Origin of the sequence: Streptomyces sp. NPDC048419, from assembly GCF_043200415.1 — a bacterium.
Taxonomy (GTDB): Bacteria; Actinomycetota; Actinomycetes; order Streptomycetales; family Streptomycetaceae; genus Streptomyces.
Map to the genome: position 1 here is coordinate 69,118 of NZ_JBICXT010000032.1, position 14,280 is coordinate 83,397.

The window sequence follows — 14,280 nt, forward strand, 5'->3', positions numbered from 1 at the left end:
TTTTCGGGTGCAGAGCACGGTGCAACGGCAGTTCTGCTGGTGGCGGGCGGAGGGCGGTCGCCACCAGCGGAAGGCTCCATGAGGCTTCAGCCGGACGATCGACCCCATGTGCGGTGAGCTGGGGCACACCCGCGTCGGAGGCTCAGTCGACGAAGTCGGCGACCAGAGCGGCGAATTCGTCGGGGGCGACCAGGCGGATGCCGAGTGTTTCGGCCTTGGCTCGCTTGGATCCGGCGCCCTCGCCGGCGACGACGAAAGTTGTCTTCTTGGAGACGCTGGAGGAGGAACGGCCGCCGGCGCGTTCGATGAGCTCGTTCATCTGGTTGCGGCTGAGCTTTTCCAGCGGTCCGGTCATCGCACCGGTGACCACGACCGTCATGCCGGCCAGCGGCCCGCCGTTCGCGTCCGCACTCTCCGCGCCCCCGCCGTCGGCGCCGGACTCTTCAATGCCTTCCGTGTCTTCGGTCGTCGGCGTGGGAGGAGTGGCGCCAGGTTCGGTCATGTTCACCCCGGCTGCGGCGAGCTTGTCGATGAGCGGGGCGAGTTCGGCGAGTTCCGCGACGATCGAGGGCGCCTTCTCGGAGCCGATGCCTTCGACCTGCTGCAGTCCGTCGGCGTCGGCGGCGCGGATGTGGTCCATGGTGGCGAAATGGCGGGCGATGCGGCGGGACATGGAGCGGCCGGTGCCGCGGACGCCGAGCGCGCACAGCACCCGTGACAACGGCTGGTCCTTGGCTGCGGCGATGGCGGCCAACAGGTTGTCGGTACTGGTTTCGCCCATCCGTTCCAGCGCGAGGAGTTGGTCGCGGGTGAGGGTGAACAGATCGGCAAGGTCGGTGACCAGGCCCGCGTCGACGAGTTGGACGATGCGGGTGGCGCCCAGGCCTTCGATGTCGAGCTGGTCGCGGCCTGCGGCGTAGGAGAGGGAGGCCACCAGGTGGCAGTTGCGGCCCTGTTCGCACCGCCAGCGTTCCTGGCTGGTGTCGATCGCCGATCCGCAGCGCGGGCACACCTCGGGGAAGACGATCGGCTGCTCGTCGCCGGTGCGCAGGTGTGCGACCGGTGCCTCGATCCGGGGGATGACGTCTCCTGCCCGGTGGACCATGACGTGGTCGCCCAGGCGTAGGTCGCGGCGGGTGATGTCGGCCGGGTTGTGGAGCGTGGCGTAGGTGATGGTGGCGCCGTCGATCTCCACCGGTTCGAGTACACCGCGCGGGGCGATGATGCCGGTGCGGCCCACGTTCCACTCCACCCCCACCAGGCGGGTGATCTTCTCCACGGCGGGAAGCTTGTAGGCGATCGCCCAGCGCGGTGCCCGGCTACCGGATCCGGCGGCCTGCTGGTCGGCGGCCAGGTCGGCCTTGATGACGATGCCGTCGATGCCGAACGGCAACTCGGCGCGCAGCGCGGAGATCTCCCGCACCCGTGCCAACACGTCCTCCGCGCTCGCGGCGACGACCCCGGGGACCGCGGTGCCGGCAGTGGTGTGCACCCCCAACTGTGCGGCCAGGGCCATGAGTTCGCTGTGTGCGAGCTCGCCCAGCCGTCCGGCGAGGGTGGGGTCGGTGTCGGCCAGCGGCAGCAGGCCGTAACCGAAGAACGTCATCGGCACCGTGTAGGCGCGTTCCTTGGCGCGCAGGGTGCCGGCGGACGCGCCGCGCGGGTTGGCGAACGGCGCCCCGCCGTGCTGGGTGCGCACCTCGTTGGCGTGCTCGAACTGGGCGCTCGTCATGAGGACTTCGCCGCGCACCTCGACGGTGACCGGTTCGGACAGCTGCATCGGCAGGCCCTCGAGGGTGCCGATCGCGTGCGAGACGTCCTCCCCGGCGATACCGTCGCCGCGGGTGATCAGCCGGGTCAGCCGGCCCTGAACGTAGCGAGCCGCGATCGCGAGACCGTCGAGCTTCGGCTCGACACTGAAGCGTTCCGCCTCGTGACCGATCCGGCGGGTCAGCGAGGCCGTCCAGGCCGTGAGTTCCTCCGGCGAGAACACGTTGTCCAGGCTCAGCATCGCCACCGTGTGCGGCACATCGCCCACCACGGCACCGCCGGCGACCTTCCCGGTCGGCGAGTCGGGCAGCACCTGGCCGGGATGAGCGGCCTCCCACGCGGCGATGCCCCGCACCATCTGGTCGTAGGCATCGTCGTCCAGCGGGGAGGAGCCGCCCGCGTAGTAGGCGGCCGCGGCCTTGACCGCGTCCTCGACCGCCTGCGCGTAGGCGGCGGCATCCAGGATCTGCGCAACTGGTGTCGTCATGCCTGCCATCCTGCCTGCCACCACTGACAATGCCCCTTCCGCACCATCGGCGTCCGATCAGCAGTCACCGCGTGGGCTCGATTTTCCCGTGTGGGCGACGCCTCACGGAGTGGTCGATTCACGCCACTCGTCATCGAGCACCTGCGGAACGCCGCGGCGGCAGGAGAGGTGGCCGTCTCAGGAGAAGTCTGCCGCGGTGATGTTGTCGGGATGTCCGGAGGACCACTCCACCAACTCGATCCGGTATCCGTCCGGGTCGGTGAGCCACGACGTCTTCGGGCCGTCGGGGCCACCCGGGTACTGGACAGGTTCAGGCTCCAGGCCGGCTTCGGTGAGCGTCTCCAGGGTGGTGGCGAGTCTGTCCACCTGGATCGCGAGGTGGTCGAAACCGCTGCCCACGTCAACGCGCCCGTCGCCGGGGCGGTGCACCAGTTCGAGGGAGGCCGCGGGTTCGTCGGGGAACTTGAGGATCACGAGGCGAGCCCCGGCGCCCGCCTCGACCCTGCCCAGTTCGGCGTAGCCCAAGGCGGTGTAGAAGCCGAGCGAGCGGTCCAGGTCGGTGACGCGGTAGGAGACGAAGAGCGTCTTCACGCGGCCTCCTCGGGCCGATGCACGCGGTAGCGGAGATGCGTGACGTCTCGATCCTCGAGCCGTCGGACGAGGTCGAGTTCGATGTGATCGCTACCCAGGTGGTCGAAGAGTCGTCGGCCGTCCCCGAGGAGGACCGGAACCAGGTGGATCTCCATCTCGTCCAGCTGCCCGGCTCGGAGAAGTGCTTGGGCCGCGCCCGCCCCGTGGACCATGACCGGCCGGTCCCCGGCCGCCGCGCGAGCCTGACGGGCACAGTCCTCGACGTCGGTGACGAACCGTGCGTGGCCGAGCGGCACGTCCCCCTCATCCACCTGGTGGGTGAGGACGAAGATCGGCACACCGTCGTGATGGTCGCCCTGCCAGCGCTGGGCGAGTTCGAAGGTCCGCCGGCCGGAGATCAGTGCGCCGGTCGCCAGCGCCTCGCGGTAGATCTGGCCGCTGGGTCCGTCGGATTCCCTGTCGTCGAGCCAGTTGAAGAGCCGTCCACCGTCGCGTCCGAGCTCCTGGCCTGGCTGATCGTCCGGGCCGGCGATATAGCCGTCGAGCGACATCGACATGTACAGCCGAATCGGATTGCTCATTCTGGCCTCCATCTCTTCTCCATGACACCGTGATCCGCCGCTTCCTGATCCGCCGCTTCTTGATCCGCCGACGGGGCAGGCTTGTCACAAGGAAGACTTCAGACAACCGGCAAAGTCATCGGCCCGACGCGCCGGCCCTGTCGGCCGCGGGAGTAGGGCCATTCCGAAGGGACGGGATCGATCATCCCGCGAGTGCCTCAGGGCGCTCGCCGAGGCGGCCGCGTCGGCATGCCCTCCGGGCTGTGTTCGCGGCCATGGCCCCTGGCCCGGCGGCCTCCGCCACATGGGTGGAACATCATTCGTGGTCCGGATTTCTGGAAGGTGTCGCCGGCCCGGGCCGGCGACATCCTGCGCGCGCAGCCCGCGACGGCCTCGGACCACGCTCCGTGAGCCGGCGGCCTACCGGTTCGCGGTGAACAGGTCGAGCAGGCCCTGAGGGGCGTCGTCGCCGAACATGAGCGCGTGGAGGTCGTCGCCGTCGGCGGCGGCCGCGGCGCTGCGCGGGAACATGGCCTGCTCGAACCCGGCGAGCGCGGCCTCGGTGTCACCGGGGTGCGCGGCGATCGCCCTGCCGAGTTCCGCGCCGTCGTACATGGCCAGGTTGGCGCCCTCACCGTTCGGCGCCGCGAGATGGGCGGCGTCGCCGAGGAGGGTCACCCCGGCCACCCGGTCCCAACGGTGGTCGACAGGCAGGGCGTTGAGCGTGCGCAGGACCGGTGCGGTCTCGCCGTCGGTGATCAGCGCGGTCAGCTCCGGCGCCCAGCCGTCGAACTCCGCCGCGATCCGCGCGGCCGCCGCGGCGGGGTCGGAGAAGTCGATGGCGGCGAACCACTCCTGCGACTCGGTGAGGGCCACGTAGGTGTGCAGGGTGGCGCCGCTCTCGCGGTGGGCCTGTATTCCCTTGCCCGGTGCGAGCGCGAACAGCGATCCGGCGCCGACCGCCTTCGCGGCGTCAGGGTGCCGGGCGTCGGCGTCGAACAGGTAGGTCTCGGCGTACGACCTGCCCAGGTACTCGGGTGCGGCGTCGGAGAGCAGCGGCCGGGCCCGGGACCAGGCGCCGTCCGCGCCGACCAGAAGGCTGGTCGTAACAGTGCTGCCGTCTGCGAAGGCCACCTCGTGGCGGCCGGCGCCGAGGGAACGGGCGCCGGTGACCTTGTGCCCCCAGCGGACGGTGCCGGCAGGGAGCGAGTCGAGCAGAATCCGCCGCAGTTCGCCGCGCTGCACCTCCGGGCGGCCGCGTTCGCTGTCATCGTCGAACAGGACGGTGCCGTCCGGAGCGAGGACCCGGGTCGCCTCGCGGCCCTCCAGGATGAGGCCGCGGAACTCCTCGATCAGCCCGGCCTCCCGCAGCGCCGGCTGCCCGGTGTCCTCGTGGATGTCGAGCATCCCGCCCTGCGCGCGCGCCGTCGCGGAGGCCTCCGCCTCGTAGACCGTGGACGAAATGCCGTGGACGTGCAGGACGCGGGCGAGTGTGAGGCCGCCGAGTCCGGCGCCGATGATCGTGACGTGGGGGGTGACGTTGGTGTTGGTGTTCCTGTCGCTCATGACGGCTCCCCTTTGGTACGTCGTTCCATTCGGTCGCCACCATGGTGGAACGACGCTCCAGACTTGTCAAAGTGGAACGACACTCCAGACGTGCCAGACTGGCCGCATGACAACGCGAGCACGCCGGTCACCGCGGCGCACGGACGCGCTCACCCGCGAGCGCATCATCGAATCCGCCGTCGAGCTGCTCGACACGGCCGGGGAGGGCGGGCTGACGTTCCGGGCGTTGACCGAGCGCCTGGCCACCGGCCCCGGAGCGATCTACTGGCACGTCGCGAACAAGAGCGAACTGCTCGCCGCCGCCACCGAAGCCGTCGTCGCCAACGCTCTGCCCCCCATCCACGCCACACCGGCGAAGGCGCCACGGGAAGAGATCCGTGCGGTCGCACTCGGCCTCTTCGATGCGATCGAGGCACACCCGTGGCTCGCCACACAGCTCGCCGGCCAGTTCGCCCGCAACCCCCCGCAGTCGGTGACACCGCGCATCTTCGAGGGCATCGGCCGCCAGGTCCAGGCGCTGAGCGTGCCAGAGAGCAGCTGGTTCACCGCGACCTCCGCGCTGGTGCACTACGTCCTCGGTGCCGCCGGCCAGAACGCCGCGAACGTCGCCCGCGGCCGCACGCTCGGCCCCGACGCCGACCGCGGTGAGTACCTCGACGCCGTGTCGAGGACCTGGGAGGAACTCGACCCCGACGCCTACCCGTTCACCCGCGCCGTCGCGGCCCAAGTCCGCGACCACGACGACCGCGACCAGTTCCTCGCCGGCGTCGATCTGATCCTCACCGGCATCACGGCGCCTCGGCCTGCGCCGCCCCTATGACTGAGCCCCTTGCGCGAGGAGCCAAACGAAACCGTCCACCCTCCCGCATGCGAACAACAAGGGGCTCCTTCACAGTTACTCACGGCCCTCGTGACACTGGTGACAGAACAGCGACACAACAGCCCACAACTGTCGTGGGGACTCCCTGGTCTCACCATGCGTGGACGGCAACGACCGCCCGTTCGCAGCGCATTGACCAAGACATCAACAGGGGGAACACCATGAAGCCGATCCGCCGCAAGGCAGCCACCGCGGGCGCCCTCGCCGTCCTCGCTCTGGGCGGCACGCTCGCCGCGACCACCCCGGCCTCGGCCGCCACGCCCACCGCCTACAACGGCGCCTGCGGCAAGGGCTACGACGTCATACGGGCGACGCCGATCCACTCGAGCTCCCAGACCACCATCCCCGCCACCACCTTCGTGACCTACAACAGCACCGCCGGCAAGGTCTGCGCGGTCACCGTCCGCACCAGCCCCGGAGCCCGTGTCTTCCTGGAGGTCACGCTGGACACCTGGCCCTACAGCAGCGGCGAGGCCAGGGACTCCGGCTCGTACACCAGCTACGCGGGCCCGGTCTACAAGGACGCACCCGACGACGGCCAGTGCCTGACCTGGAGCGGCTCATTCGACATCTACTACGACTCCGACAACGGCCTCTGCACCTGACCCGATGCCTGCCGGTGGGACCGAACTCCGGCTTGGCCACGCGAGCAGCCCCCGCAGCACAGACTCCGTGCTGTGTTGGCGGCACCACCGGGTCGAGCCGATCCCGGAGCCGTCCAACGCTCACTGAACAGTGGGGCAAGCCCGTTCGTACCTCCCATAGAGGGCCTCTCATGTCAGGCGCGGACAAGCCTGGCGTCCGCGGTCGGGCTCCGAAAGGGATGGGCCATATGGCAATCTCGGCACACACGACCCACACAGCACTCCGTACGACTGCGGCAGCCTTCGCCGCCGCTCTCGTCCTGGCCGCCTGCTCCAGCGGGGGCGGCGGTCAGGCGAAGGGCTCGGCGAGCTCCGGCGCGAGCAAGGCCGGCTCGGGGACCCGGGTGACGGTCACTGAGACCGAGTACGCGCTGAAACTGTCCCGGTCGTCCTTCACGCCAGGCACGTACACCTTCGTCACCGACAACGCCGGCAAGATCACACATGCCCTGTCGATCGACGGACCCGGCGTGGAGAACGCCAAGACCAAGAACCTCCAGGGCGGCCAGGAGGCAACGCTTACGGTGACACTGAAGAAGGGCAAGTACGACTTGTACTGCCCGATCACCGGTCACAAACAGCTCGGGATGAACCAGAACATCCAGGTCCACTGAGGCAGCACTGATCTTCGCTCCCAGCGCCACGACCGACGGAGCTCGCAGGGCCATCGAAGCGTCCGCCCAACGTGTGACGGCCGAGACGTGCCGTTCAGAAGTGAAATGAGAAGGGGGCTGTGCCGCAACCGCTTGTGGCTGAAATTGTGTCTCCACGCATGGTCCGGCCGCTTCGGAGCCGGTCATGTACAGCGGCACGCCGCCCGGGGGGACGTTGTGAGCACGTGGGTAGTACCCGGATACACCGAGTCGCTTGAACTCGGGTCGGGGGCGAGCGGGCGTGTCGTATTGGCCGTGCACGGCGAGAGCGGCGTTCCGGTCGCGGTGAAGTACCTCAGCGAGTCCCTGCGCATGCGGCCGGGCTTCGTGCACGACTTCCGGGCGGAGGCGCGCCTGCTCGGCGGACTGCAGAGCACGTACGTGGCCGACTTGTACGAGTACGTGGAGAGCCCGCTCGGCGCCGCCATCGTGATGGAACTGGTGGACGGTGTCTCGTTGCGGGCGCTGCTGACCCGGCAGGGCCCCCTCGAACCCGAGGCCGCGCTCGTCGTTCTCAAGGGATCACTGCTGGGTCTGGCCGACGCGCACGGCATCGGTGTCGTCCACCGCGACTACAAGCCGGAGAACGTCCTGGTGGGGACGGACGGAACGTCCAAGCTCGTCGACTTCGGGATCGCGGTGGACGCCGGAACCAGCGCCGGCGTGGCCGGAACCCCGTCCTACATGGCCCCCGAGCAATGGACCGGAGCCCCCGCCTCTTCCGCTGCGGACGTGTACGCGGCCACGGCCACCTTCTTCGAATGCCTGACGGGCCACAAGCCGTACTCGGGCGACAACATCGCCGAACTCGCCCTGCAGCACGTCGATGCCCCGGTCCCCGTCGACGAGGTCCCCGCAGCGGTACGTGAGCTCGTCCGCCGCGGTCTGGCCAAGGAACCGGGCGAACGGCCGGCCCAGGCCGAGGACTTCGTGAGGGAACTGGAGGCGGTTGCCGGCGCCGCCTACGGGCCCGAGTGGGAAGTACGCGGCCGCGCCCGCCTCGCCGCCCTGGTGGCTCTGCTGGCGCTGCTGTTGCCTTCGGCCCGCGCTCCCCGGACCACCACGGACACCGCACGGACGATCCTGAGCCCGCAGCCGCGCAACGGGTGGGCTCGGTCGTGGCTGCCCGGCCGACCCGGGATGCTCGTCTCAGCTGCCGCGGTGCTGCTGGGAATCCTTCTCACCTACGGAATCCATCACGCCTCGGGAGCTGCTGCGGAGCAGGCGGCGCAGGCCCTGGCCACCACCAGTGCCCAATCCGGCGCCCAGTCGGCGTCGTCCACCGCGCGGCCAACGGCACCCACCACGGCAGGTGGACTGTCGCCGTCACCCGCTTCTTCGCCCTCGGGTTCGGCGACCACCGATACCGGTGATCCAGGGACGTCTGCCACCGCGTCTCCCGTCCAGGGGACGACGCCCGGCGAAGCGACCACGGCCGCGACTCCGACGACCGCCCCCGCCACCTCGCCTGCGGGTCCCGCCGCTCCCGCCGTCAAGAACGTCGCCGTGTCGGCGTTCCAGCAGACGGGCCCCACGACCGCCACGGCAACGGTCGACATCACCACGGACGGGACCGGGCCGCTCTCCCTCACCGTCTCGTGGTTCACGAGCAACATCGGCATTCAGCTCGGCTCCCCGGACGGCACGGCCCAGACCTTCCAGCGCAGCGGAGCCACCCACTACACGATCACCGTCGACCACCCCTTCCAGAACGACGGCTGCTACTGGGCGGTTCAGGCCACGACCACGCCGGCGGCCGCCACCGGCACCTCCTCGCAGCAGATCCTGACCAGGCAGTGTGAGATCCGATGACCGCTGAGAACGATGCCACGCCAACACCCACGCCCACGCCTCCGCCCGTGGAGGAGGGAGGGCCGACCTTGGCACTCGCACCCGCTGACGCGCACGGCCCCACCCAGCACCTCAACCTCACTACGGACGGCCATGCCCCGGACGTCGAACCCGCCGTCTCGGACAGCGAGTACAGCGCCACCGTGCTGGCCAGCCACTGGATCCAGCGGCCCGAACCGGACGACACCCTCGTCGAACAGCCCCCGACACAGATCCCCCCGACGCGTCCTGACCGCGTCGAAGGCACCGTGCTGCGCTTCGGCCCGGGCGTGACCGCCGCCGTCGCGCACCGCACCCTCCGGACACTCCCCAGCATGCCCTCGCCTCCCACACCCCCGAGGCGGAGGCTGCGCAAACACGCCTTGCCGGCGCTGGTGGTGCTTGCCGTCCTCGCACTCCTCGCCTGGCAAGGTTCCGGGCAATCCGTGGTGGTCAGCACGGTCGCAGTCACGGCCCGGCCGACGGTTCTGGGATGCGGCGGCACCGCGGACATCGTCGGAATCGTCACCACGAACGGCCGTCCGGGCACCCTCTCTTATCGCTGGGTCCGAAGCGACGGCACCGCCTCCGGCGTCCTGCACGAAGTGATGGTCCGGGGACATGAACAGGCACGTCTTCACCTGCGGTGGACCTACCGGGGAGAGGGCCACCGCACGGCACAGGCCGAACTGCGCATCCTCACCCCCACCCATCGGACGGCCACCACCCACTTCACGTACGACTGTCGCTGACCGCGGCGGGGCCGCTCAGGAGTGTCGCGTCGGACAAAACGAACTGCGGGCGATGGCTCGCCCAGGCGGGAGCGCGAGGCATCACAACGCCCGCCCCTCGATGGTGACTTGGGCGAGGAGGCCAGCTCCTCTGGCAGTCGTTGGGCGGCATCGGTGATGCGGTGGTGGTGTGGTGCCTCGATGCAGGGCAACGATCGGGCCGCTTCGGTGGTCGTAGGTGGTGACGAACACCGCTCTGCCGTGCTTGCCGCCAACTACCTTCGTTCGTCGCGTGGTTGGGAGCACGACGCGTCTTTCCCGTGGAGGATTCATGAGCCGTTTCGCCGCACCGACGGGCGACAGACAAGCCGGCGGGCGCGAGACCTCCTCGCGCGTCCCCGCGGCAAGAGCCCCACTGAGCAAGCGCGTCGGGAGCGCAACAAGGCGCGGCGCCGTGGTAGGGACCGTCGCTGTGCTGCTGGTGGGAGTTGGAGCTTCAGCCGATGCCGCGTCCGACACCGGGCGCAGTGAGCCGGTGGTCAGCAGTGCCCTCGTAAATTCCGGGCATGACGTCATCGTGGGGATCACGCAGAACGTGGTGTTCCCGGTGACGGTCGCCGGATCGGATGACTCCGGCCTGTCTTTCGTCGACGTGGATCTGAAGGGGCCGCACGGCGGTTTTTACACCACCGACGGCTTCTGCGCGACCTCGACGGCCTGCACGACGACCTTCACCGTGAACGCTCACCTTGCCGCGGGCAGCGACGATCCGGTGGACCTGGCCAACGCCAACGCGGGCACCTGGTCGGTGGACGCCCTGGTCGACACCAACGACGAAGATTCCGTCTTCGCCCCCGGCGTGGGGTCGTTCGGCCTCAAGCGTGCCGCGCGGCTCACGGTCAACGCGTCACCGGAACCGGTGGCCAAGGGTGCTCGTATCACCGTGACCGGCAAGCTGGTGCGGGCCAACTGGGACACCTACCGGTATGCGGGATACGCGGGCCGGACCGTGAACCTGCAGTTCCGCCCCAAGGGCAGCCGCACCTACACCACGGTGGCGAAGGTGAACACCAGCAGTACCGGAACCCTGCGCACCACCGTCAAGGCAGTGAAGGACGGCTACTGGCGTTGGAACTTCGCCGGCACCACCACCACCGGGCCCGCCAAAGCCGCCGGCGACTACGTGGACGTCCGCCCCTGAACCAGCAAGAAGGCGCGAAACCCTTACGGGCGTAGCGCCTGACGCAGGCTCAGGCCGTGCCGTTGGCGCAGCCGGCGCATCTCCCAGAAGGACAGGGCGGTCACGGTGACGGGGGCGCCCATCATGAAGACCACTCTGGCGAGCAGGGGGACCCCGGAATAGGCGCCTGTGATCACATCGAGGAGGGCCAGCTCCCAGGAAAGGACGATGGCGAGGCTGGGCGGCACCAGTTCGTGGATGTCGGCGGTGCGCAGGACATGGACGAGCGCCAGGCCGATGCCGTAGAGGGCAAATCCGAGCGACCACAGGCACAGCAGCCCGAGGACGATTTTGCCGGGCACGCCGATGAAGTCCCTGAATCCCTTGGTGACCGGATCCGGTGCCATGGCCAGCGGAAAGGTGGCCATGGCAGCCATCAGGGCGCCGATCGACCCGAGGGAACGCAGGGCGCGGCGCACGTACTGGCGCCTGAGGTCGGAGTGGGCGGTGGCCACGAACACGCCGACCACCACGGGGAATGTGCAGATGAGCACCAGGACGCTGATCCAGGCCTGGTCGAACCGGTCCGAGAGGGCCGCTCCGACGTCCGGGGAGTCGGAGATCAGGCCGTAGGTGATGGTGAGCCAAAGCCAGGCGGCGATGCCGAGGATGGTCCGCCACATCTGCAGTCGGCGGACGGTGGCGTCTTCGACACGGCCCGGGCGTGAGGGACGGAAAACGCGTTGGGCGGCGTACAGCGGATTGCGGACGCAGCGCAGCATCCTCTGGCGTCGTGTCGGTCCCGGGGCGGGCGGCATACCGGGCGGCAGTGGCCCGCCGTAAGGGTGCGGCACATGAGGGCCCCAGCCCGCCGGGGGCGGCTGCGGCGGATACGGGCCGCCTGGCGGCGGACCCGGCGGCCGTACGCGACTACCATTCACTGATGCGGGTGGCGACCTTCAACGTGCTGCACGGCCGGACACTTCAGGACGGCCGGCCTGCTTCCGCCACGTCCGGGGGTGCAGGGCTCCCGCTGGCTGAAGCCGTCGCCTCATTGGACGCCGACGTCCTGGCGCTGCAGGAGGTCGACCGTCTCCAGGAGCGGTCGGGTCACGTGGACCAGGCACGTCTCGCAGCCGAAGCAGCTCAGGCACGGGAATGGCGGTATGCGTCGGCGGTCCATGGCCGGGCGATGCCGGGCTATGGGTGGACTCTCGACCCGGCCGAGGCGGGGCTGCGGGTGTACGGCCCGCAGGACGCGGCGACGCAGGGTGATGTGCCCTCGTACGGCATCGCGTTGCTGTCCAGACTGCCCGTTCGGGAATGGAGGGCCAGGCGGTTCGCCCCGGCCCCCTTCGGCCTGCCGCTACGGGTGGCCGGGAGGCCCGGACTCACCCTGGTCCGCGACCAGCCGCGCGCTGCGCTTGCCGCGGTAATGGCGGGGGAGCAGGGGGTGTTGACGGTGGTGGCGGTGCACCTCTCGTTCGTCCCTGGGTGGAACATCCGGCAGCTGCTCGCCGTCCGCGACTGGATCTCCGACCTGCCCCGGCCCCACGTCCTGCTGGGTGACTTCAACCTGATCGGCCTGATCCCCAGGGTCGTGCTCAGTGCGGCCGAGTTCGTCGCCCCAGTGACCGGTCGAACGCGGCGAGGGCGGCCAAGCAGACGAGGATCGGCGCTGTGCGCCGGGTTGTGCTCGTGCCTGCATGGCGGAGTTGTCGAGCAGTCCGCCCGGCCGTCGAGGCTGGATGGCTGGCGGGACCTGGCCCGCGTCGCGACGTATCCCTCGCATCGTCCTGTCGTGCAATTCGACCACGTGCTCGCGACCGGGACGTGCCGGTGCACCCCGGTCAGCTCGGGTGCGCCGCGGATGCCGGTGTCGGACCACAGGCCTGTTGTCGTCGATCTGCCCTGGTGACCTCACGATTCGCTGCGGGTGGCAGCGGGAGCCTGCTCCCAACCACCATGGCCAGTCCCGGGTTCCGCGATGATCCGCCGGACTCAACTAACGCCCTGCACACCAGGGGTACTTGACCGCCTGCCTGGCATGTGCGGAGCCACGCCGTCGCCTCTACTTCTCCTGCCCTTTCACATCAGGAAACCTCTGGCACCTCGCCGAGACCACGCCCTGCCGATTCGTGGCCTCGTAGTGCGACCGTGCCGTCTCGGGCGGAGCGGGGGATACGCCGGGGCGCTGTCAGGATGCGGGTTGTGATACCGGTACGGGACTGGGGTATTCGGGTCCGGCCGTGGCCCGTCTGCTCGGGTTGGCGGGACTCCTCCTGATGCCCGGGATGGATTGGCTGAACAAGGACTTCGGGAAGGTTGAAGTCCCGGCGGCCGTGTGCGTCGCGCTGACCACGGGGGCGTTCTGCTTCGTCGCGTCCCTGCACCCGACCGAGGGCGGAATGGGCGTGGGCGCGGGAAACGCGGCCGTCGTAACGGACCACCTCGGGCCACCGGCTGCTCGATGACACCGACGCGGGCCAACTCTCCCCGGAGACAAGGCCCCTGTCACTGTCGATCCCCAGGGCAGGTATGGACAATCTTCGGGCGCCGTCGCCGGCCGATGACCCTGAGAGAGGTGGGCGCGAAATCAGGGGCGCCGTCAGGGACTTCCCCGAGGAACCGGCGGACGCGGTCGGTCAGACTGGCGCACGGGGTCGGGTGACAGGGCCGGGCCGCGTGCGGGGAGGCCGGGGATGAACGGCAGGCGTATCAGGGGCGTGACGAGGGCGAGTACCGCGGGCGTCACGGCAGCGGTCGTGGGGGCCGTCGTACTCGCCGGGTGCGGGTCGTCCGGCACCCCTGGCCGGTCCGGGTCCGCCCCGGTGGCCTCGTCGTCCGGGGCCGGGAGCCGCACGGTGAACCTCGTCGCGTACAGCCACGACGACGGGCCTACGTCCTCGGTGATCCTGACCGGCGCGATCGGGGACTACGGGTCAGCGGAGAGCGTCACCCCCGGCGGAGCCGTCGATTCGGACCATCGCGGCGACCTGCAAGTGCGACTCACCCGGGGCTCGTTCCGCATCCACGTCGCGGACATCGACAAGCAGCTCGTCACGGCCTTCGCCAGCTTCCCGCCGAACCGTACGACGTGCTCCGGCAATGTGGTGGCCGCCGGCCCGGCCCCGGTGGTTCGGGGCTCGGGCACGGGCTCGTACCGCGGCCTCACCGGCACCTTCCGGCTGACCATGACGATCGCCGAGGTCGACGCCAGGACCCACTGCACCCCGTCGAGCGCGTTCCTCAAACAGGCCGTCGTCACGGCCGGGTCCGGATCGGTCTCGCTCGGCTAGTGTCCTGCGCCAGTAGTTGATCGTTAGTAGGTGTGTGACTTCTGCTGCTGGTGCGTCAGTTCCCCGTCGGGGCCCGAAGCTGGAACCGT

14 protein-coding genes are annotated in these 14,280 nt (G+C 69.8%); 9 read left to right on the plus strand and 5 right to left on the minus strand.

Going from position 1 to position 14,280, the window contains the following annotated elements:
• Positions 1 to 142: 142 nt before the first annotated feature.
• The 4 genes from ligA to ACGFYN_RS40700 form a co-directional block, all read right to left on the minus strand.
• A complete protein-coding gene (gene ligA / locus ACGFYN_RS40685) occupies positions 143 to 2,257 on the minus strand; it encodes an NAD-dependent DNA ligase LigA (RefSeq protein ID WP_393871038.1) in 2,115 nt (704 codons plus the stop codon).
• A 177-nt stretch (positions 2,258 to 2,434) separates the two neighbouring features.
• Positions 2,435 to 2,848 (minus strand): VOC family protein, encoded by a 414-nt coding sequence (locus ACGFYN_RS40690; RefSeq protein WP_393871039.1) that lies wholly within the window; start codon positions 2,846 to 2,848, stop codon positions 2,435 to 2,437.
• Positions 2,845 to 3,429, minus strand: coding sequence for a dihydrofolate reductase family protein (locus ACGFYN_RS40695; RefSeq protein ID WP_393871040.1), 585 nt, complete (start codon positions 3,427 to 3,429; stop codon positions 2,845 to 2,847). Before ACGFYN_RS40695 ends, ACGFYN_RS40690 begins: the two co-directional genes overlap by 4 nt.
• 399 nt (positions 3,430 to 3,828) lie before the next feature.
• Positions 3,829 to 4,974: an FAD-dependent oxidoreductase gene (locus tag ACGFYN_RS40700; RefSeq protein ID WP_393871041.1), complete on the minus strand. Its 1,146-nt coding sequence runs from the start codon at positions 4,972 to 4,974 to the stop codon at positions 3,829 to 3,831.
• Positions 4,975 to 5,080: 106 nt separating this feature from the next.
• Between ACGFYN_RS40700 and ACGFYN_RS40705 the strand changes: the two genes are divergently transcribed.
• The 6 genes from ACGFYN_RS40705 (at position 5,081) to ACGFYN_RS40730 (ending at position 10,913) form a co-directional block, all read left to right on the plus strand.
• The gene (locus ACGFYN_RS40705; protein ID WP_393871042.1) at positions 5,081 to 5,794 is read left to right on the plus strand and encodes a TetR/AcrR family transcriptional regulator; all 714 of its coding nucleotides are present in this window, start codon (positions 5,081 to 5,083) and stop codon (positions 5,792 to 5,794) included.
• Positions 5,795 to 6,015: 221 nt separating this feature from the next.
• Positions 6,016 to 6,459, plus strand: coding sequence for a hypothetical protein (locus ACGFYN_RS40710; protein WP_393871043.1), 444 nt, complete (start codon positions 6,016 to 6,018; stop codon positions 6,457 to 6,459).
• A 227-nt stretch (positions 6,460 to 6,686) separates the two neighbouring features.
• Entirely contained in the window at positions 6,687 to 7,112 is a 426-nt protein-coding gene (locus ACGFYN_RS40715) for a copper-binding protein (protein WP_393871044.1), read from the plus strand.
• Positions 7,113 to 7,328: 216 nt separating this feature from the next.
• Entirely contained in the window at positions 7,329 to 8,963 is a 1,635-nt protein-coding gene (locus ACGFYN_RS40720) for a serine/threonine-protein kinase (RefSeq protein WP_393871045.1), read from the plus strand.
• A gap of 68 nt (positions 8,964 to 9,031) precedes the next feature.
• Positions 9,032 to 9,733, plus strand: coding sequence for a hypothetical protein (locus ACGFYN_RS40725; protein ID WP_393871046.1), 702 nt, complete (start codon positions 9,032 to 9,034; stop codon positions 9,731 to 9,733).
• Positions 9,734 to 10,289: 556 nt separating this feature from the next.
• Entirely contained in the window at positions 10,290 to 10,913 is a 624-nt protein-coding gene (locus ACGFYN_RS40730; RefSeq protein ID WP_393871047.1) for a calcium-binding protein, read from the plus strand.
• Positions 10,914 to 10,936: 23 nt separating this feature from the next.
• On the opposite strand, the gene ACGFYN_RS40735 is transcribed toward ACGFYN_RS40730, so the two are convergent.
• Positions 10,937 to 11,575: a hypothetical protein gene (locus tag ACGFYN_RS40735; protein WP_393871048.1), complete on the minus strand. Its 639-nt coding sequence runs from the start codon at positions 11,573 to 11,575 to the stop codon at positions 10,937 to 10,939.
• Positions 11,576 to 11,835: 260 nt separating this feature from the next.
• On the opposite strand from ACGFYN_RS40735, the gene ACGFYN_RS40740 reads away from it, so the two are divergent.
• From ACGFYN_RS40740 to ACGFYN_RS40750, 3 genes are all read left to right on the plus strand, one after another.
• Positions 11,836 to 12,810 carry an endonuclease/exonuclease/phosphatase family protein gene (locus ACGFYN_RS40740; RefSeq protein WP_393871049.1) on the plus strand — a complete coding sequence of 325 codons (975 nt, stop codon included), beginning with the start codon at positions 11,836 to 11,838 and terminating at the stop codon, positions 12,808 to 12,810.
• Between the two features lie 367 nt (positions 12,811 to 13,177).
• Entirely contained in the window at positions 13,178 to 13,366 is a 189-nt protein-coding gene (locus ACGFYN_RS40745; RefSeq protein WP_393871050.1) for a hypothetical protein, read from the plus strand.
• Between the two features lie 228 nt (positions 13,367 to 13,594).
• Positions 13,595 to 14,191: a hypothetical protein gene (locus ACGFYN_RS40750; protein ID WP_393871051.1), complete on the plus strand. Its 597-nt coding sequence runs from the start codon at positions 13,595 to 13,597 to the stop codon at positions 14,189 to 14,191.
• Positions 14,192 to 14,280 lie beyond the last annotated feature (89 nt).

Bases quoted from the DNA above. Each gene is read 5' to 3' on its own strand.
- ACGFYN_RS40750 (WP_393871051.1), top strand. From the start codon at position 13,595: ATGAACGGCAGGCGTATCAGGGGCGTGACGAGGGCGAGTACCGCGGGC.
- ligA (WP_393871038.1), bottom strand. From the start codon at position 2,257: ATGACGACACCAGTTGCGCAGATCCTGGATGCCGCCGCCTACGCGCAG.
- ACGFYN_RS40715 (WP_393871044.1), top strand. From the start codon at position 6,687: ATGGCAATCTCGGCACACACGACCCACACAGCACTCCGTACGACTGCG.
- ACGFYN_RS40695 (WP_393871040.1), bottom strand. From the start codon at position 3,429: ATGAGCAATCCGATTCGGCTGTACATGTCGATGTCGCTCGACGGCTAT.
- ACGFYN_RS40740 (WP_393871049.1), top strand. From the start codon at position 11,836: ATGCGGGTGGCGACCTTCAACGTGCTGCACGGCCGGACACTTCAGGAC.
- ACGFYN_RS40705 (WP_393871042.1), top strand. From the start codon at position 5,081: ATGACAACGCGAGCACGCCGGTCACCGCGGCGCACGGACGCGCTCACC.
- ACGFYN_RS40700 (WP_393871041.1), bottom strand. From the start codon at position 4,974: ATGAGCGACAGGAACACCAACACCAACGTCACCCCCCACGTCACGATC.
- ACGFYN_RS40735 (WP_393871048.1), bottom strand. From the start codon at position 11,575: ATGTGGCGGACCATCCTCGGCATCGCCGCCTGGCTTTGGCTCACCATC.
- ACGFYN_RS40745 (WP_393871050.1), top strand. From the start codon at position 13,178: ATGCCCGGGATGGATTGGCTGAACAAGGACTTCGGGAAGGTTGAAGTC.
- ACGFYN_RS40710 (WP_393871043.1), top strand. From the start codon at position 6,016: ATGAAGCCGATCCGCCGCAAGGCAGCCACCGCGGGCGCCCTCGCCGTC.